Origin of the sequence: Paraburkholderia sp. UYCP14C (genome assembly GCF_004197395.1) — a bacterium.
In the GTDB taxonomy this organism is placed as follows: Bacteria; Pseudomonadota; Gammaproteobacteria; order Burkholderiales; family Burkholderiaceae; genus Paraburkholderia.
Genome location: NZ_SELS01000009.1, coordinates 181,112 through 199,131, shown reverse-complemented (window position 1 = coordinate 199,131; position 18,020 = coordinate 181,112). Strand labels below are relative to the sequence as shown.

General features: G+C 62.5%; 18 protein-coding genes and 1 pseudogene. 6 read left to right on the top strand and 13 right to left on the bottom strand.

From position 1 onward, the window contains the following. Window positions 1–75: 75 nt before the first annotated feature. Window positions 76–780, top strand: a complete 705-nt coding sequence (locus EVC45_RS11415) for a LysR substrate-binding domain-containing protein (RefSeq protein ID WP_248295094.1) — start codon at window positions 76–78, stop codon at window positions 778–780. 57 nt (window positions 781–837) lie between these two features. Here the strand turns inward: EVC45_RS11415 and EVC45_RS11410 are convergent. The 7 genes and pseudogenes from EVC45_RS11410 to EVC45_RS11380 form a co-directional block, all read right to left on the bottom strand. Then, window positions 838–1,302, bottom strand: a pseudogene (locus tag EVC45_RS11410) (IS6 family transposase); the annotation flags it as partial. 138 nt (window positions 1,303–1,440) lie between these two features. Further along, a complete protein-coding gene (locus tag EVC45_RS11405) occupies window positions 1,441–2,355 on the bottom strand; it encodes a 3-hydroxyacyl-CoA dehydrogenase family protein (protein WP_211193405.1) in 915 nt (304 codons plus the stop codon). 66 nt (window positions 2,356–2,421) lie between these two features. Then, the gene (locus tag EVC45_RS11400; RefSeq protein ID WP_129958093.1) at window positions 2,422–3,171 is read right to left on the bottom strand and encodes a carboxylesterase; all 750 of its coding nucleotides are present in this window, start codon (window positions 3,169–3,171) and stop codon (window positions 2,422–2,424) included. 26 nt (window positions 3,172–3,197) lie between these two features. Next, window positions 3,198–4,184 carry an ABC transporter permease gene (locus EVC45_RS11395; protein ID WP_129958092.1) on the bottom strand — a complete coding sequence of 329 codons (987 nt, stop codon included), beginning with the start codon at window positions 4,182–4,184 and terminating at the stop codon, window positions 3,198–3,200. Further along, entirely contained in the window at window positions 4,181–5,110 is a 930-nt protein-coding gene (locus tag EVC45_RS11390; protein ID WP_129958091.1) for an ABC transporter permease, read from the bottom strand. The genes EVC45_RS11395 and EVC45_RS11390 overlap by 4 nt, the downstream gene beginning before the upstream one ends. Next, on the bottom strand, window positions 5,107–6,678 hold the full coding sequence (locus EVC45_RS11385; RefSeq protein WP_129958090.1) for a sugar ABC transporter ATP-binding protein: 1,572 nt from the start codon (window positions 6,676–6,678) through the stop codon (window positions 5,107–5,109). The genes EVC45_RS11390 and EVC45_RS11385 overlap by 4 nt, the downstream gene beginning before the upstream one ends. Before the next feature lie 10 nt (window positions 6,679–6,688). Next, the gene (locus EVC45_RS11380) at window positions 6,689–7,756 is read right to left on the bottom strand and encodes an ABC transporter substrate-binding protein (RefSeq protein ID WP_168991446.1); all 1,068 of its coding nucleotides are present in this window, start codon (window positions 7,754–7,756) and stop codon (window positions 6,689–6,691) included. Between the two features lie 228 nt (window positions 7,757–7,984). Here EVC45_RS11380 and EVC45_RS11375 point away from each other — a divergent pair, with 228 nt between their 5' ends. Further along, window positions 7,985–8,779, top strand: a complete 795-nt coding sequence (locus EVC45_RS11375) for a DeoR/GlpR family DNA-binding transcription regulator (protein WP_129958088.1) — start codon at window positions 7,985–7,987, stop codon at window positions 8,777–8,779. A 363-nt stretch (window positions 8,780–9,142) separates the two neighbouring features. Here EVC45_RS11375 and EVC45_RS11370 read toward each other — a convergent pair whose 3' ends face one another. Then, window positions 9,143–9,382, bottom strand: coding sequence for a hypothetical protein (locus EVC45_RS11370; protein ID WP_248295093.1), 240 nt, complete (start codon window positions 9,380–9,382; stop codon window positions 9,143–9,145). Window positions 9,383–9,503: 121 nt separating this feature from the next. On the opposite strand from EVC45_RS11370, the gene EVC45_RS11365 reads away from it, so the two are divergent. Both EVC45_RS11365 and EVC45_RS11360 read left to right on the top strand, forming a co-directional pair. Next, on the top strand, window positions 9,504–10,376 hold the full coding sequence (locus EVC45_RS11365) for a LysR family transcriptional regulator (protein ID WP_129958087.1): 873 nt from the start codon (window positions 9,504–9,506) through the stop codon (window positions 10,374–10,376). A 156-nt stretch (window positions 10,377–10,532) separates the two neighbouring features. Next, window positions 10,533–11,438, top strand: coding sequence for a cation diffusion facilitator family transporter (locus EVC45_RS11360; protein WP_129958086.1), 906 nt, complete (start codon window positions 10,533–10,535; stop codon window positions 11,436–11,438). A 483-nt stretch (window positions 11,439–11,921) separates the two neighbouring features. Here EVC45_RS11360 and EVC45_RS11355 read toward each other — a convergent pair whose 3' ends face one another. Beyond that, on the bottom strand, window positions 11,922–12,194 hold the full coding sequence (locus EVC45_RS11355; RefSeq protein WP_129958085.1) for a hypothetical protein: 273 nt from the start codon (window positions 12,192–12,194) through the stop codon (window positions 11,922–11,924). Between the two features lie 302 nt (window positions 12,195–12,496). Between EVC45_RS11355 and EVC45_RS11350 the strand changes: the two genes are divergently transcribed. Further along, entirely contained in the window at window positions 12,497–13,312 is an 816-nt protein-coding gene (locus EVC45_RS11350) for a class I SAM-dependent methyltransferase (RefSeq protein ID WP_129958084.1), read from the top strand. Window positions 13,313–13,362: 50 nt separating this feature from the next. On the opposite strand, the gene EVC45_RS11345 is transcribed toward EVC45_RS11350, so the two are convergent. The 3 genes from EVC45_RS11345 to EVC45_RS11335 all read right to left on the bottom strand — a co-directional run bounded on the left by EVC45_RS11345 (window position 13,363) and on the right by EVC45_RS11335 (window position 15,279). Continuing rightward, entirely contained in the window at window positions 13,363–13,665 is a 303-nt protein-coding gene (locus EVC45_RS11345; RefSeq protein WP_129958083.1) for an acylphosphatase, read from the bottom strand. 62 nt (window positions 13,666–13,727) lie between these two features. Then, window positions 13,728–14,816, bottom strand: coding sequence for a hypothetical protein (locus EVC45_RS11340; protein WP_129958082.1), 1,089 nt, complete (start codon window positions 14,814–14,816; stop codon window positions 13,728–13,730). A 22-nt stretch (window positions 14,817–14,838) separates the two neighbouring features. Next, the gene (locus EVC45_RS11335; RefSeq protein WP_129958081.1) at window positions 14,839–15,279 is read right to left on the bottom strand and encodes a hypothetical protein; all 441 of its coding nucleotides are present in this window, start codon (window positions 15,277–15,279) and stop codon (window positions 14,839–14,841) included. Between the two features lie 1,374 nt (window positions 15,280–16,653). Between EVC45_RS11335 and EVC45_RS11325 the strand changes: the two genes are divergently transcribed. Then, the gene (locus EVC45_RS11325; protein ID WP_129958079.1) at window positions 16,654–17,346 is read left to right on the top strand and encodes a CBS domain-containing protein; all 693 of its coding nucleotides are present in this window, start codon (window positions 16,654–16,656) and stop codon (window positions 17,344–17,346) included. Window positions 17,347–17,427: 81 nt separating this feature from the next. On the opposite strand, the gene EVC45_RS11320 is transcribed toward EVC45_RS11325, so the two are convergent. Beyond that, entirely contained in the window at window positions 17,428–17,874 is a 447-nt protein-coding gene (locus tag EVC45_RS11320) for an SRPBCC family protein (RefSeq protein ID WP_129958078.1), read from the bottom strand. Window positions 17,875–18,020 lie beyond the last annotated feature (146 nt).

The window sequence follows — 18,020 nt, the reverse complement described above, 5'->3', positions numbered from 1 at the left end:
ACGTATGGCGTGACAGCTGATGAGGCTCACCGCTTCGGTTTGCCGTAGCTGTTCGATCGCAGCGGCCGCAAGGTCATGCTCAATGCGATGGGCAAAAGCCTGCTGCCGCACGCGCAGCAACTGCTCGCCGTGTACGAGGCGATGCGCGTGATGGCGGGCGGCCTTGAAGAAGACGTCGGGCCGGTGTCGATCGGCGCGGTCGAATCGGTCGTCGGCGCATTGGCCGAAGCCGTCGCGCACCCGAAGATGACGCGGCCGAGTCTCGACGTGCGCATTACGGCCGCGAAATCGGTCGATCTCGCCGCGCGCGTCGATTCGGGCGAAATCGACGCGGCCGTGATCATCGGCACGCCGGGCCGCCGCCCGGCCAGCGTGCAATGGACACCGGTCTATTCGGAGCCGCTCGTATTGCTCGCCAATGCCAACCTCGCTGAAGCGCCGGTGGTCGAGCTATTGCGCACGCAGCGCTTTTTGCGCTTCGATCGGACTCAGCGGACCGGCGTGATCATCGAGCGTGCGTTGCGCAAGCAGCGCGTGAAGGTCAACGAGTTTCTCGAACTCAATTCGCTGGAAGGGATCGCCGAGCTCGTACGCCAGGGGATCGGCGTTGCGGTGGTGCCGCTGCTGCGCCGCTCCTCATGGACCCGCGACGACGCATTGCGGGTCGTGCCGCTGCCCGAAGCTGGCGTGCGGCGCGACGTCGGAATGCTGGAGCGCGCGCAGCATGGAAAGATGAGTGTGACCGCGGCGATCGTGCGGCAGTTGAAGGAAGTGATCTGAACACGTCAAACTCTCAACCCTTGCACTTGCCTGTCGCCCGATGCCCGCCGCGTGACGGCGACCTCCCATTTCGCGCACCGCCCGATGAGATGTAGCTTGACCGTCCAGTGTGATTGTCTTCGGAGCAAGCCCTTGACTCCTGATCGCTTTCGCGAAGAATGCCTCGGCCGAAGAGACATCCTGCCTGGCGCTAAGCCGGAAGTCGACCGTCTTTCCCGCAGGGTCTGCACGGTAAAGACAGACTCATTTGCCACGGACTTTCACGTTCGTCTCGTCGACTCTCCATGAACGACCAGCGGAGTTCGCAAACCGATCCCAGCGCTTGAGGAACTCCAGCGTTAAGCGTTTGACCCAGCGCATGATCGTGATGTGCGCCAACGACAGCCCGCACTCGGCCGTTATTTGAACGAGGTCCCGAAAACTGAGCTTGTAACGGAGGTACCAACGCACGCATAAGACGATGACTTCGCGAACGAAATGCCGACCTTTGAACAGCCTCTCGATGTTCCTCGGCTGACCCATCTGTTTGTCCTGCGCGCGTCAAGACCTGGAGCCTAACCCATCGGCCTCCCTTTTTGCGCCACAGCCATCCGACGCGTCTCGCAACCTGACAACGCCCGGCAAAAAAAGGAGGCGTTCACACGAAAGTCATATCAGCATCTAGTCCAGCATGCGGCGGCGTGCCTTCAGGTACTGCGCCTCGCGCCCGGTGTCCCATTCGTGGATGCCGCGCCCGGTGCTGCGCCCTTTCTCGCCGCGCTCGACGTGCGCGCGCAGCAGGTCCAGTACCTCTTCGTCCTTGGCCAGCTCCGGCATGAGGTGCTCGGAGATCTGCAGAAAGGTGTGCAGCCCGCCTGCATCGGCGCCCGTCAGCGGGCCAAACCAACGGTAGCGCCGCCCCAGCGAGTGCACCATCACCCGGTCGATCGTGTCCGCATCGGCCACGCCCTCGCGCAGTAAATGCAGGGCTTCGCGAAGCACCGCGAACTGGATGCGGTTGCCGATGAAACCGGGCAGCGCCTTGGCTAGCAGCACTGGTTCGCAGCCGGCCTGGCGCAGGCATTCGACTGTGTCGTGCAGTACTTCGGGCTCGGTGTACGGGCCGGGCACGACTTCCACTAGCGGAATCAGGTGCGGCGGATTCCAGAAATGCGCCACCAGGAAGCGCTGCGGCCGCTGCATGCGCTCGCCCAGCAACGTGGGCATGAAACCGCTAGTGCTGCTGGCGATGCACGTGGAGGCCGGCACGCAGCGCTCCAGTTCGGCATAGAGAGCCTGCTTGGCGGGCAGCGACTCGACGATGGCTTCGATCACCAGACTGGTGCCGGCCAGCGCATTCAGGCTTGGCGCGAAGTGGATGCAGGCCTCGGCAGCGTCGGCCTGCGCGCGCGTGATGGCCTGGGCGTCGATCAGTTCGGCCAGCACGGCCGCGCAGGTACCGCGCACGCGGTCCTGCGCCCCGGACGCGTTGTCATGGACCTGCACCGCCACGCCGGCGAGAGCAAGCTTGGTGGCGATGCCGCAGCCCATCAGACCACCGCCGGCTACGCCAACGCTCATGTCCAGCACGTTCATTTGTGCTCTCCTATGGTTATCTTCTTGCGCATGGCGCGGTAGAGGGATTGGCAGCTGCGCGAGCGCTCAGGCCAACCCCGCGAAGAACCGGCCGACTCTCTCTACAATGAGATCCTTGTCGATATCGAGCGTCGCGACATGGTAGCTTTCGTTGAGCCACAACAGCCGGACATCGTCTGAGCCGATGCGGGTCACGATGTTCAAGGCGTTCGCCGGTGGCACGACGTGATCGTCGCGACCGTGGATCACCAGTGCGGGACAGGTGATCTTGTGCACGAGATCGCGCGTCGCCGAGATCAGCACCATGATGCTGCGCATGCATGCGACCGGTACTTCCCCGTAGGCGACTTCCTCCACACCCGGCGCCTTGATGTCCGAGCCGATACCGGGAACGCGCCTGGGTGCGTTGCGATCGGCCACCACCGCGGCGAAATCCTCCGACAACGGGCCGACGGCGGCAGCGATCGGCGCAATGCCGCTCACCAGATGCGGAAAGCGTGCTGCGAGGTTGAGCGTTAGCGTGCCGCCCATCGAAAGCCCGGTGATGAATACCTTGCGCGTGCGCCTGGAGAGATCCTGAAGCGCGTCCTCGACATGGCCCAGCCAGTCAAGATAGGTCGTGGCTTCCATGTCGTCCGGCGATGTGCCGTGGCCAGGCAGGCACGGCCCTTCGACTGTGAACCCGAACTGCCGGTGAAGCTCCGTGCCCAAATGGCGAATGCTCTGCGTGGTGCCCGTGAATCCGTGCAGCACCAGAACCCCGATGTCATTACCCGCGGAGGAAAAGGGCTCCGCGTCCTTCAACACTGCAACCATGGCTTGCTCCTGTGCGTTGTGAGCCGTCACGCTCTCTGCTTCGCGCCGTTGGCGGCGTAGATAATCGCGGCCAAGGCGATGATCGCTCCCTGAACCATCTGCTTGCCGGGTTCTCCGAGTCCAAGGCTGGTCAGGAGATTGAAGCAGAACATCAGCATGAAGGCCGCGACGGCCGGTCCCACCACGCCACCTTTGCCCGAGCCGAAAGTGACACCCCCGAGAATGACCGAGGCGAGCGAATTCAGCGCCAGGTCGGTGCCTATGTCCAGGCTGCCCATGCCCGTGACGCCCAGGATCAGCAAGGCGCTGACGACCGCCAACACGCTGGACACGATGTGTGCGGCGAAAATGACCTTCTTGTAGGGCAGGCCGGAGGCCAGCGCCGCGCGAGGGCTGGCGCCGATGGCATTGACATAGCGCCCGAACACCGACGTGCGCAGAAACACCGCCAGCGGGATCAGCAGCGCCAGCCAGACCAGCACCGGCACCGGCACTCCGCCTATCCGCGCCTGGCCGATCACGACCAGCAGGTCCGGCGCATCGCCCGGGGCGCGCAACTGGCTGAACGCGGTAGCCACGCCACCGAGAATCAGCACCATTGCCAGCGTCACGATGACGGACGAGGCGCGCAACTGGGCGATGAAGAAGGCGTTGATCGCCCCGACCGCCACGCCCATGAGCAAGCACAAGGTAATCAGCGCGGGCGCGGGCAGGGGCAGGAGTCCGCTAGTGAGAACGTAGCTCGTCAGCATGGCCACCCCGCCAAAGGAAAGATCCAGCGACAGCAGGCGGATGCAGATCGACTGCCCGAGCACGGCGATGCCTAGCGGTGCGGCCTGCCGCAAGATCAGCATCAGCAGGAGCGGATTCAGCAGATTCGGCTGCGCGACTAGCGCATAGACGGCCAGGGCGGCGGTGCCGATGTAGGCTGCCGGATAGGACAGGACGCGCGAGACGATTGCGCTTGCCCGCCGGCGCTGCCCGGAAGTAATTGCGGTGGAGATCTCGCTCATACGCCGATAGCCTCGCGTCGTTGGAAGCTGACCGCCATGATCAGGAGGATGCCGGTGATCGCGGTACAGAAGAACGGCGACACCCCGAGGAGGTTCATGCCGTTGGTGATGAGCCCCAATGTGATCGTCCCGGCCACGGCGCCGGCGGCGCTGCCGATGCCGCCGGTGAGTTGCACGCCGCCCAGCGCGATGGCTGTCACGGAATCGAGACCGAAGGATTGCCCCATCTGCGGATCGCCCGAGGCCACGCGTCCCGTGAGGTAGAGGCCTGCGACAACTCCGCACAGGGAGCACAGGACATAGCAGGCGATCTGTGTCGCGCGCACGCGAACGCCGGTGAGCGCCGCGCTTTGCGCGTTGGCGCCGACGGCGAACAGGTGAAGGCCGAAGCGTGTCTTGTAGAGCAGGACCGAGATCAGAGCCACGGCCGCGACGAACCACAGGACCGCCCCCGGCACCCCGAAGACATTCATATTCACCAGTGAAATCAGCGTCGGCGGTACATTGCCGCCGGTGCCCGACAGCAGCAGCGCCAATCCCTGCACGAAGGTCATGGACGCCAGCGTCATGATCAACGGATGGACGCCGAAGACCGCCATGCCGGTCCCGTTCACCAGGCCGACGATCAGGCCAACGGCGATGACGGCAGGGATGGCGATCGTCGGATCGACCGTCGTGACGATCACGCTGACCAGGCTGATGACCGAACCGATCGAAAGATCAATTCCGCCTGCCAGCGCCACGAGCAACTGACCCAGCGCAGCCAGCAGCAGGGCGATGATCTGACTGTTGACGTTCGAGATGTTTTTCAGCGAGAGGAAATCGGATGTCGAGAGCGCCAGCGCGACGAACATCAAGATCGGAAGTCCGATTGAGACCGGGCCGAGCCCGGAGCGCCGGACGGTGCGAAGACGATTTTGTTTCATGCCGCAACCTCCTGTTGGTCGTTGCCCAGAAGGGCGTAGTGCATCACGGTCTCCTCGCTGGCCTCGGCGGCCGGCAACTGCGCCACGATGGCCCCTCGCCGCACGACGAGCAGGCGGTCGCACAACCCGAGATGCTCCGTTAGTTCGCTTGACGTCAGCAGCACGGCACCGCCGGCGTCGGCAAACTCACGCAGGAGACGGTAGATCTCCGCCTTGGCGCCGACGTCGACGCCGCGGGTGGGTTCCTCGATCAACAGGATATCGATGCCCGAGGCCAGCCAGCGCCCGATCATGACCTTCTGCTGGTTGCCCCCGGACAGCGACGACACCGCTTGACGCTCGTCGCGGGCACGCACATTCATATCGCGGATCAGGGATGCAAGCCGGCTGCTGTCGATGCGCGCGCGCATCGCCAGCCCGGAGCGGCGCAGCATCCCCAGCCCGATGTTCTCCTCGATCGAAAGCGGCAGGTACAGCCCTTCCGTCTTGCGGTCCTCGGGGATAAAACCGACACCGGCCCGCACCACCGCGACGACGTCGGCGGGCAAGGTCTGTGGGGGCTGTGAGGTCTCCTTCGGTTCATGCCGCGCAACGTGCCCGGCGGTAGGGTCCTGAAGGCCGCCGATGCAGCGGATGATGTCGCGCTGCCCCTGGCCTTCGAGGCCGGCCAACCCCAGGATTTCGCCGCGACGCAATTCGAACGAAGCCGCGGGCATGCCGTGCTTCGGAACAAGTCCTTCAATGCTCAATGCCGCAGCGCTGTCTTTCGCGGCCGGCCGCTGTGGATAGATCTGGCCGACTTCCCGCCCGACCATCAGCGATACCAGCGATCCGCGGGTCAGCTCGGCTGTCGGGCCGGTCCAGACGTGCATGCCATCCTTCAGCACGGTTGTGGTGTCGCACAACTCGAAGATCTCCTCGAGCCGATGGCTGATGTAGAAAATGAGCTTGCCCGAGGCCTTCTGCTGCGCGATCAACTGGACGAGCTTCCTCACGCTTTCGGCGTCGATCGCGGCTGTCGGCTCATCGTAGATGATGACGCGCGACTGAGCTTGCGCGCCCTTGGCGATCTCGACCATATGCTGCTCGCCGATGGTGAGGTCGCCACAGGGCAGATCGACGGAAAGGTCCAGTCCGACCCGGTCCAGCGCTTCGCGCGCCATCCGTCGCATGGCTGCGCCGTCGACGAACCCGAGGCGCCGCGGTTCGCGGCCCAGAAACAGGTTCTGCGCGATGGTCAGATTCGGCAGCAGCGTCAGTTCCTGGAAGACGGTCGCAATGCCGGCGGCACGTGCTTCGAGGGCGCTCGTCACCCGCATCGGCGAACCGCCGAGGCGGATCTCGCCCGCGTCCGGTGCATGGACCCCCGCGAGCATCTTCATCAGGGTGGATTTTCCCGCCCCGTTCTCACCCGTGACGGCGTGAACAGAACCCGCGTGGCCCGCGAACGAGACGCCGGACAGCGCGGCGATCTGGCCGAAGTGCTTCTGGACGTCGACGAACTCGACCACGGTCTGGCCAGACGGGCTCGTTGGTGCCGGTGCGCCGGCGGCAAGCGATTTCAGCATCGTTGCCACCTTAGCGCTTGAAGGTTGTCTTGATCACATCTGCCGGTAGCGTCGAAGGCACCCAGAACGCGTCGTTGAGGTCCGGCCGGTAGTACTGGTCGAGGTTGGTAGTCGTGATCGGTTTCGGGTCGGAGTCGTAGACCGTGTAGAGCGACTGGCCCGACAGCAGAGCCGTCGCCGCCCGCACCATGCCAACCCCGAGCCCGGGTGTGAATACGGCGCCCACGCTCTTGAGGCCGTGCGCCTTCCAGATCCGCAGATAGCCGTTGTTGCCCTCGCCGGTCATCGGCACGAGCGGCTTGCCGAGTTCCTTGAATACGTCGACACAGGCGCGCGTCATCTCTGCGCCTGAAAACCAGATGCCGTCCACCGGGCGGCCCGACTCGAGCAGGTTCTCGCACAGCTGCTTGGATTTGACGTAGTTCCACTCGCCGTACACTTCCGCGCCGATCTTGATGCCCGTGCCGTCGATGGCTTTACGGAAACCGTTGTAGCGCGCGGTGTCGTCGGAACTGCCGGCCACGCCGCGGAAGGCCCAGACCGTGCCTTTGCCCTTAAGTTGGTCCTTGAGGAATTCGCCGCCCACGCGGCCGAAGTATTCGCCGCCGGCGCTAAACAGAACGGTGGAATCCACAGTGGTTCCCCTGGCGGAGTAGACGATCACCGGAATCCCCTTGGCCCTGGCTTCAGCGATCTGCGCTTTGACCAGTTCGGGATTGATCGGCAGGATCACCAGTGCGTCGACCTTGCGCGCCATCAGGTCTTCGATGTCGGCGACCTGCTTGGCCGGTTGCCAGTTCGCCTCGACGATGCGCAGATCCTTGATGTTCGGATCTTTGCTTGCGGCGAATTGGGCTTCCTTGATCGCCTGGACGATCCAGGTGTTACCCACGCCGGGCCAGGAGAAGCCGATCACCCAGGGCCCGGCCTTCTTGAACTTGCCAGCCGGCACCATCTCCGTGGACCCCGGTGCGAGAAGCGATGGGGGTAGAAGTTCGGTATCGGCCGCGAACGAGGCACCGCTCGACAGCAAAGCGCTTGCAGTCAGCACGGCGCAGAAAAAGGCCTTGAGTTTCATCACTTTGTCTCCTTTCGCAGGGGGTAACTTTCTGGCAGAAAGTGAATTTCGTATTTGTTTCGGTTTTAAGTCTATTCGAAACATAGATCGCGCGCAATACATGGATTCGCAATCATCCGGCCTGCGATACACTCGATGTGACAAGCCCGCCGAAGTGTCTTTGCATCGTTTGCTTTGGTGCTTGTGCACTTGGGCCGGTCATTCGGAAATGTGAACGTAGGGAGCTGCATGCTGGACTTGACTCAGAGACAAAAGGAAATTGTCAGCGTCGCGAGATCCGCCGGGAGGGTGCTCGTAGACGATCTGGCGCGACGCTTCGACGTGTCCGCGCAGACCATTCGCAAAGATCTCGGCGAGCTGTGCGACGGGCGCGTCCTCAGCCGCGTACATGGCGGGGCAATCATCGCCTCGGGGGTTGAGAACCTGGCCTACGAGGCCCGCCGCTACGTCGCCGCCGAGGAAAAACGTGCTATCGGCGTCGCCGCGGCCGCCCATATCCCGAACAACTGTTCGCTCGTCATCAACATTGGCACCACCACCGAAGAGGTGGCGGCTGCGCTTTCCGAGCACGAAGGTCTGCTCGTCATCACGAACAATTTGAACGTGGCGATGCAGCTCTATAAGTTTCCGGGGATTGAGGTAGTCGTTGCCGGCGGCGCGGTGCGCAAGAGCGATGGAGCGGTGGTCGGCTCCACTGCGATCGACCTGATCCGCCAGTTCAAGGCCGATTTCGCCATCATTGGCGCATCGGCGATCGACGAAGAGGGCACGCTTCTCGATTACGACCTGCGGGAGGTCCAGGTGGCTCAGGCCATCATCGAGAACGCGCGCAACGTCATTCTGGTCGCCGACAGCACCAAGCTAAACCGCAATGCGCCAGTACGCATTGCCCATATCGGGCAGGTTGACACCTTCGTGACCGATTGCCTGCGTTCCCCGCAATTGCGAAGCCTGTGCGAGAGCCGCGGCATTCGTCTCGTCGAGGCAATGCCGGGCCAGCCAGGGCCGGGAGGCGAGAGCTGATCCGAATTCACACTTCGTTTTACTTGTGAATTTTTCGTCAAATGAAACAAAAACGCTTAAATAAGTTGGAGCGCAGCTCGAACGGGTTGTGGTGCAAATAGCGCAAACGAGCGCGAATGGGCGGCGACAATTATCTTGTCCGGCGCATTGACTCAGGATATTTGTTACCCGACCGTGGTCGTTGCCTCATGTATTTTGCTACCTGCCAGATGGCTGGCAGGGGCGACTTATGGCGAGGCGATTCAGCATGGCAACCAGACGGGAATCCGCCCCAATGATTTGGACCCCGCCCCTGCGCCATCTGAGCGAATGCAGAACACTGAATCGCCCAGACCGTGAGCCATTAAAGGACTGGCGTCGTCGTCATGACGATAGCCATAGGTAATTTTGAAGCTCGTCCGCATCGGAGTGAACGAGATAGTATCCCTCGGACAGCGGCAACGCTTTGCCAAACGGTTCCACAAGCGAACCCGCAGCAAGCTCGGCTTCCACCAGGATCGCACTGGTCAGGGCAACGCCTTGCGCACGCACGGCGGCGTCAATCGCCATCAACGACTGATCGAACTCAATGCCGACGATCGCCTCGATCTGCTCATGAATCATGTCAACCAGGCTTTCCAGTGTGGATGCAGCGTGTTGTGAAGCAGCGTCGACGATTGGAGGTCTTCAGGCCGCTTCAAAGCTTATTTTCCGATCTTTTGTCCACACCCACGACGAGGCCCGTTTGAGTACGATCCGTTTCCTCCGCACCTTCGCCGCTGTCGCGCGTCACGGCTCGTTCGCGATTGCCGCCGAGCAGATGGCGCTCACGCAGTCGGCGGTCAGCATGCAGATGCGCGCGCTCGAAGCCGAGTTCAAACACGAGCTGTTCGATCGCAGCGGCCGCAAGGTCATGCTCAATGCGATGGGCAAAAGCCTGCTGCCGCACGCGCAGCAACTGCTCGCCGTGTACGAGGCAATGCGCGTGATGGCGGGCGGCCTCGAAGAAGACGTCGGGCCGGTGTCGATCGGCGCGGTCGAATCGGTCGTCGGCGCATTGGCCGAAGCCGTCGCGCACCTGAAGATGACGCGGCCGAGTCTCGACGTACGCATTACGGCCGCGAAATCGGTCGATCTCGCCGCGCGCGTCGATTCGGGCGAAATCGACGCGGCCGTGATCATCGACACGCCGGGCCGCCGCCCGGCCAGCGTGCAATGGACACCGGTCTATTCGGAGCCGCTCGTATTGCTCGCCAATGCCAACCTCGCTGAAGCGCCGGTGGTCGAGCTATTGCGCACGCAGCGCTTTTTGCGCTTCGATCGGACTCAGCGGACCGGCGTGATCATCGAGCGTGCGTTGCGCAAGCAGCGCGTGAAGGTCAACGAGTTTCTCGAACTCAATTCGCTGGAAGGGATCGCCGAGCTCGTACGCCAGGGGATCGGCGTTGCGGTGGTGCCGCTGCTGCGCCGCTCCTCATGGACCCGCGACGACGCATTGCGGGTCGTGCCGCTGCCCGAAGCTGGCGTGCGGCGCGACGTGGGAATGCTGGAGCGCACGCAGCATGGAAAGATGAGTGTGACCGCGGCGATCGTGCGGCAGTTGAAGGAAGTGATCTGAACACGTCAAAGCCTCGAACGTCTCCGTTGCCTGTCGACAGCGCGTTGCAATGTCGAGCCGCATCGAAAAGCCGTGCCGTGATATTTCCGGCCATTCACGCCCGATATACTCCCCTCTCCCCTGAACGTCATTCAGCCACGGGCGAGCACTCGTACCATGAAAGCAACGGACCTCGAACAGCGCATCCTCAAACAATCGCTACTTTGCACCGTGATGATCGCCGGACTCGGCATCGCGGTCGGGATTCTGAGCGGCTCGCTGGCGATCATCTTCGACGGCATGTTCTCCGCGCTGGACGCCGCGATGTGCAGCCTGTCGCTGCTCGTCACCCGCCTGCTTCAACAGGAGAGCAGTCGACGCTTCCAGCACGGCTTCTGGCACATCGAGCCGCTCGTGCTGGTGTTCAACGGCAGCCTGCTGTCGGTGCTGTGCTTTTACGCCTTCATCAACGCGGTCAAAGGCCTGCTCGACGGCGGCCACGAGCTCGAATTCGGTTGGGGCGTCTTCTATGCCGTGGTGGTAGCCGCGTTCTGCTTCGTCATGTTTTTGCGCGAGAGGCGCGTGAATCGCGCGATCGACTCCGAACTGATCGGGCTCGACATTAAGAGCTGGCTGATGTCGGCATGCATCAGCTCGGCGCTGCTGCTGGCGTTTTCGATTGCGTGGCTGCTCGAACGAATCGGGTACGGCCACCTGACGCCGTACATCGACCCCGGCGTACTTGCGCTGCTGACGCTCGTCCTGATCCCGATGCCGATCGGCACCGTGATCGGCGCGGTCAAGGAAGTGTTGCTGATCACGCCGCCGGATCTGGAGCGCGAGTTGCGCGACCTGATGCAACAGCTGACCGCCGACTACGGCTTCGTCAAGCACTCGCACTATGCGACGCGCGTCGGCCGCGGCCTGTTCGTCGAGGTGCATATCGTGTTGCCCGAGGCGATGGAGCACGCCGGCGTCCGCCAGCTCGATCAGATCCGCGACAGGATCTCGCGCGCGATCGGCGAATCGGGCCCGGACCGCTGGCTGACGGTCGCGTTCACGCGCGACCCGCGCTGGTTGTAACCACGCGCTCCGATGCTTGCGTCGCTCAGTTCGGCGGCCGGCCGCAATCGGGCGGCGGCCCTTTCGGCGGTTGATTGCCGTCGCCGTCGCGCGGTGGCGGAGGCGGCGGTGGATGACCCGAGTCCGATGGCGGAGGTCCCGGCGGATGATCGAAACACGGCGGGGGCGGCCGATTGCCGCCATCGCCGCCAGCCGATTGCGCCTGCGCCGTCACCGATACGCCGAGCGCGCACCCGGCCAACACGAGCGCTACAAGGCTGCTTTTCATGTAGCGGTCCTTCTTCGAACGTCGCCGCTGCGACAACGCCCGCGACCTTATCGCGTCGAACCGGGCGATTGCGCTACCGTAAGTTGCCGGAAGCTTCAGTTGCCATTCCGGTTTCTAACATGCGCACGCGCAGCCGCCATTCCAGACATCACGGATAAGCGCACCGTTAGTGCCCATGCCATCAAGAACGAACAGGCCATCGACGTCTTTCGCGACTAGTCCCCAAACGGGTTGCCCGTGTCCTTCACTTCGGTACTGAGGTTGTATTCCGCTCGCACGGCCTTGAGTACGCCCTCGATGTCGCGCTCGAAGCCGATGGCGTTGCCGAAGTGGGTCATGTTCCAGTTGCAGCCTGTCTTGTCGGCCTCCTGCAACTGCGGCCGCGGCACGCGAATCTTCACGCCATCCTCGACGATTTCCTGCAGTCGATGGATTCGCCGGTTGACCTCCTGCTGAAGCTGCGAGGCATTGAGCGTCTTGCGTATCATCCAGGTCTCCTTCCGGTTGCTCGAGCCAGTCTAGCGCAAGTGAGGCGCTTCGCGACCTGGCGCTGACATGCAACGTGCCAGAGAGTAAGCAGCCGCGTTGGGTCGTTGGGACGCGTGAGCCGGCGCCGACGCGCACGAAAACGCGGCGGCTTCAGGCCACGATGGTTGTGCACCGCACCACACATTGGTGCGCGTTTTCTGTCGCCGGCCTGGATTGTTTCCCCGATAGGCAGAGACACGGTTTGCGCGGAACATAGGCCTGCGCTACAAGTTGCCAACGTGTAAAACCGGTGGGGGTGAGCATGGGACAACTCGACTTCAGCACCTTCGAGCACGAAGGTTGGGAGCGGGTCGCGCAGGCCTATCATGAGTATTTCGGCGATTTGACCGCCCAGTCGAACCACGCAATGCTCGAGACCCTGTGCGTTCGGCGGGGCACGCGTTTTCTCGACGTCGCGTGCGGCCCTGGCTACCTCGCGGCGGCCGCTACGCGGTGCGGCGCGGATGTCGCTGGCGTGGATTTCTCGGTCGCGATGGTCGACAAGGCGAGACGCGTCTTTCCGGGACTCGAGTTCCGCGTCGGCGACGCGGAGGATTTGCCATTTCCCGACGAAAGCTTCGCGGCAGTGGGCATCAGCTTCGCGCTGTTGCATTTTCCGCACCCCGAGCGCGCAGTCGCGGAGGCGTTTCGTGTACTGCAACCTAACGGCAGAATCGCCTTCACGGTATGGGCGACACCGAACAAGGCGGTAGGCTTCGGCATCGTGTTAAAGGCAATCGAAGAGCACGGCACGACCGATGTACCCGTCCCGCCGGGACCACCCTTCTTTCGCTTCAGCGACTGGGAGGAATCGCGACGCGTGCTGCTCGATGCCGGGTTCGTCCAACCGGAGGTGCGGGAGTTGGATCTGACGCTCACGCTCCGTGCGCCCGATACCCCCTTTCATGCACTGCTACGTGGCGGCGTGCGGGTTGCCGCGTTGCTACACGCGCAGACGCCGGCCGCGCTCGCGTCAATTGAACGGGCCGTCGGACGCGATGTAGAGACGTATCAGACCGACACCGGGGAACTGCGGCTTCCCATGAGCTGCGTTCTGGCTTCCGCACTCAAGCCGTAGGTCGCCGGTGCTCGAACGCGCCGAAGGATGCGGCAACCCTCCGACATCCACTAGAGCGTCGCGGCGAGCTTGAATTCATCGAACCTGGCCACGGGTAGCGGTAGTTCCTGGACTTCCAGCCGGTCCACCAAAGCTGCATGCGTACCGTCAACCAGCCACTCGCAAATTCGGTCGAGTGCTTCAGCTTGGCCTTGCAACGCGGCTTCGACCGAACCGTCCATCCGGTTGCGCACCCAACCCGTGATTCCTCGGGCCGTGGCCTCGTCGATGCAAGCCTGCCGGTAACCTACACCCTGCACCTGACCATAGACCCGCACCAGTCTGGTCCGCAAATCGGTATTGAACTGTGTCATGGTGCACCCAGCTCCAGTCCCGAAACAAAAGCTCTGCAGGCTACGAATCGCGGATTCGACGGTCAACCTCCGCGCATCTCATCGCTTTCGCCTGCCGAGTCCGCTTCCTCCCCATCAGCCTGTGTCGTTACCGGTGGCGTCGCGGGCTTGACACGTGTCCACCCCGCGGTATTCGCCGGTGCATGGAAGCGGAACTGCATGTTCCATGCGCCCCAAAACTTACGCTGTGCAGCCTGGGATGTCGGGAGAACAAAACCCAACTGCTCGGCGAGTGCCGGCAGATAAAGGTCAAACGCTGCTTTGACGACATCGCCCCAGCTTCTTGCCGCAAGAATGGCAAGCCGATACGCGATTGCTGCAATGGCGGCCGCAATCGCAGCATTGCGCAACAGATCAGCCAACAGGCAACTAGCAGGCAGCCCCTCTACGAGCCACATGTCGATCGCTCGCACGAAGGTGAAGATGAACGTGAACGTACCCAGAACGACGAGCCCGACCAGAAAGTCAACCGGAGCTCTCGCGTCCGCAAGTGCGGCTTGATAGTCCTTTGGGATGACTGCAAGAAGACGCGGCCATACGAATATGCTGTCAACCTTATAGACTTCGCTCGAGTAACCCTCGAATGCCCGCAACGTGTTCCCAAAGGCCGTAGAAAGGACAAGATTTTCATACCGGGGGAAATCACGGGCGTTCTGCTCCTGGGTGCGGTACAACCTCGCCCTCACGGTGGTTCTGGTCGATTCTGCCGTTCTGTATTCCGACGATTCCTTTGAGTCTTCAAGCCGCTCGATCGTACTGTTCGCCGTATCGAGTTCCGTACGGAGGCGATCTATCAGGTCCAGCTGACGCTTGCGGCGATTGCGCTGTTCGCGCTTCCACGCCTCGCGATCGAATGGCCATTTGTATCCTTCGAGAACCTGATAAAACCAGTTGTTCGATACCAGCAGGATCAGCGATAGAACCCATACGACTATGACGAAATAGAACAAGCCTCCAACCTTTTCGCTGTCCGAGCTCGCCTTGTTCAGCAACTCGCAAAATGCCGGGATATCCGCGTTGGCTGCGAGAAAGCCTGTGAAGCCAAGCAGGGCCGGCAAAAAGAAGCCGAGGATAAATGCCTTGTCCAGCAGTTTCGATAGGCCCGAGAGCATCGGAGGTTATCCCCTGGCAAGTTCAGCGACGCACTGGCGGCGGGTTGTCGTCATCCGGGTCTTGCTGCGACTGTCCCGGCAGACCTCCAAGCAGAAGCGCCTGGTGAACGGCGTCCAGATCGATGCTTGCCAATTTGCTGGGTGGCGTCACCGAGCCCGAGTCGTCGACGAGATGTCGATGAAGAAAAGCGACGACCGCCGTGAGGGCTGTGAGGGCGCCCGTGTAATCCTGGGAAATTGCCAGATCATGCACTTCTACGGTCCGCTTCATCACCAATTCGCGTAGCGGTTCCGGTGCGGACTCGTACTGGCGAGCGAACGCGCTGTTCCGTTTGATCTCTTCGAGCCGGTCATTCGCTTTCGAGGCACTCCGGCGGGTTTGCCCCCTGGGTACATGCGTAGCGGTCCGGCCGACCACTTTTGTCAGCAGTTCGACGATTTCCCGAGACGAGTTTTCTTTCATCCTGGTCCTCCTGGAGGGAAGCACGCCTGCCTCCCCGGCGCCGCCCCGGTCGTCAGTGCTCGAACCGTTACTGGATGTTAGTACAGCTGTTCAGTAGGAGGAAACGGTATATCGGTGCGTATCCCCCACAGGCGGGGCTTGCGAAGTCGTTGGCAATGGCTCGCACTGCAAATGGGTAGTTGGTCATTCGTTCTTCTTGTAGTGGTACTTCGCAGTAAGTGAATTGTCGCCAGGGTTCCAAGCCGTTCAAGCGGTTGGAACCGGACAATTTCTGAACACTTGCCGGGCAAACATTCAACCCTTGCGGGGCGATTCGTTGCAGGGAAGTGTTGGGTTCGGGTCGTCGCAGCGGGTCAAGGTGTACGGTGCGTCCCACCACCGCGTTCGCGTCGCCATCGTCAGACAGCAGTCAACAAGGGTGCAGGCGGCCGGCAGCATGCTTCCCGGCAGGCCCCTGCGTCGGCACAGCCTTTGCATACAAAGACCGCGTCAACTGGAGATAGCCATGATGCGATGTTTTGCAGACCTCGCGCCCAAGCGAGCGGTTCGCGGCAGTGCAGCCGTGCTTGCTGCCGCCCTACTCGTCGCGACCTGCGCGACGGGAATCGCGGCATTCGCTGGACTGCTTCCGAAATCCGACGGGGTAGCGACCGCCGTGACGGCGACGCCGTTGCTTGAAGTGCAGACCACCTTGATCGATCTCATCGAATCCGGCTCCGTCGACACGCCGTCAAGTGCTGACGAAGCTCGCGCGCAAGCGTGGTTCGTCAGCGAACCTTGCCCACCGCTTTGAGCGGGCAATGCTGAAGTCAAAACGCCTCGGCGCAAAAGGTCCTGGGTTCCACAGCAACCTGAATATTGCCGCAACGCACCACGCGTCATCACTTTCGGAACCCACTCCACCGTTAATCACGCGTAGAAAACGCTTCGCCGGCGACTCTGCCGTCTCCCTTTCCCAGCGGCAAAATCTCCCTCGCTTGCCATCCCGCCCGGCAAAGTTAACCTACACTCTGTGCGTGTCGCATTCCTCAACAGGCTGTTGCGTATCCATGCGCCGACGGCATCGCGCCGCTCCGGACCGCCAGCCACAACACGATCACTTTGATGGACTGAGGCTGCGCCGCGTGGCCGATCGGGGTCCGCGCAGCCGCGCCAGAACCGCGGCGGTTCGTCGTGCCCGGTGTCGCGACGACGACACGCCGTGCGAGGTGCTTCACCCGCCGCAAGCGTGAAGCGCGCGCGACCCGAGCGACGCTGCGTTGAACACCGGATCAGGCGCCTCAGCACTGAGCGGGCCCGCCGCCGGTGCGTCTGCCGAAATCGCGCGACGCGTGCAACCGATGAGGACTCGTCGCGCCCGCACAGGGGAAGAACATGCGCGCGCTCGACATCATGACTTCTTCGGTCATCACCGCCACACCGGATATGACCATCCACGACGCAGCGAAGCTGTTCGTCGATCACCACATCAGCGGCATGCCGGTGCTCGGTGCTGACGGCCAGGTGATAGGCATCGTCAGTCAAGGCGATCTGCTGCATCGTGTGGAAAACGGCACCGGGCACGGCAAACGTCGCTGGTGGCTCGAGTTGCTGTCGTCGTCGGCGCGCGAGCAGGCCGCGAGGTATGTGAAGGAGCATGGGCATGTCGTCGGCGACGTGATGTGCGAGAACGTCATTTCGATTCCCGAAGACATGCTGCTGCACCAGATCGCCGATCTGATGGAACGCCGGCATCTGAAGCGCGTGCCGGTGCTGAAGGATGGACAGCTCGTCGGCATCGTCAGCCGCTCCAACCTGATCCGCGCACTCGCGGCCGTCGAGCCAACAATCGACACAGGCTCGCACGACGATGCGAGCCTGCGTGACGCAATCCTGCGCGAGATGCACGGACAGCGCTGGGGGCTCGCGAAACACGGCGTATTCGTCAAGGACGGCGTCGCGCATCTGTGGGGCATCATCGAATCCGAAGAGGAGAAACGCGCAATCCGCGTCGCCGCGGAGAACGTGCCCGGCATCAAGCGGGTAGAGAGCCATCTGGAATCGCCGAGCGTGATTCCGACGATGTAGCCGAGGCGCCGTCTATACGCCGAACGTTCCCGGCTTGAGTGGTCGAGTGCGGCCGGCGCGGTATGGAACCGCGCCGACGTGTCAGTCCGGAATCTCCGGCTCGACCAGCTTCGCCAGCTGCGCAAGCGACTCCTGCCAGCCGAGGTAACACATCTCGACCGGAATCATTTCGGGGATGCCCTCCTGCACGATGTTCAATTCGGTACCGCACGACACCTGCCGCAACGAAACGGTCGTGTGCATCTGACCGGGCAGATTCGGATCGTCGAAATGGTCCGAATAGCGGATCTTTTCGAACGGCACCAGTTCGAGATACTCGCCGCCGAACGAGTGACCCTTGCCCGAGCCGAAGTTGCGAAACGACATCCGGTAGGTGCCGCCGACGCGCGCATCCATCTGATGCACGTCGCAGGTGAAACCATATGGCGGCAGCCATTTCGCCATCGCGGCGGGTTCGAGGAACGCGCTATAGATACGCTCGGGCGTCGTGCGCAAAACACGGTGAAATTTGACGGTTCCGGTAGCCATGATGAGTGTGCCTTTCACTGGAGTGGGTTGAACATACTGTCACGACGCGCCCGCGTTGCGGGAATCGACACGCACGAGACCAGGCAAAACCCGTAGACGGCGTCGACACGATCCGCTGCCGCTTTCGCTTCCCGCCCGCTGTCCGC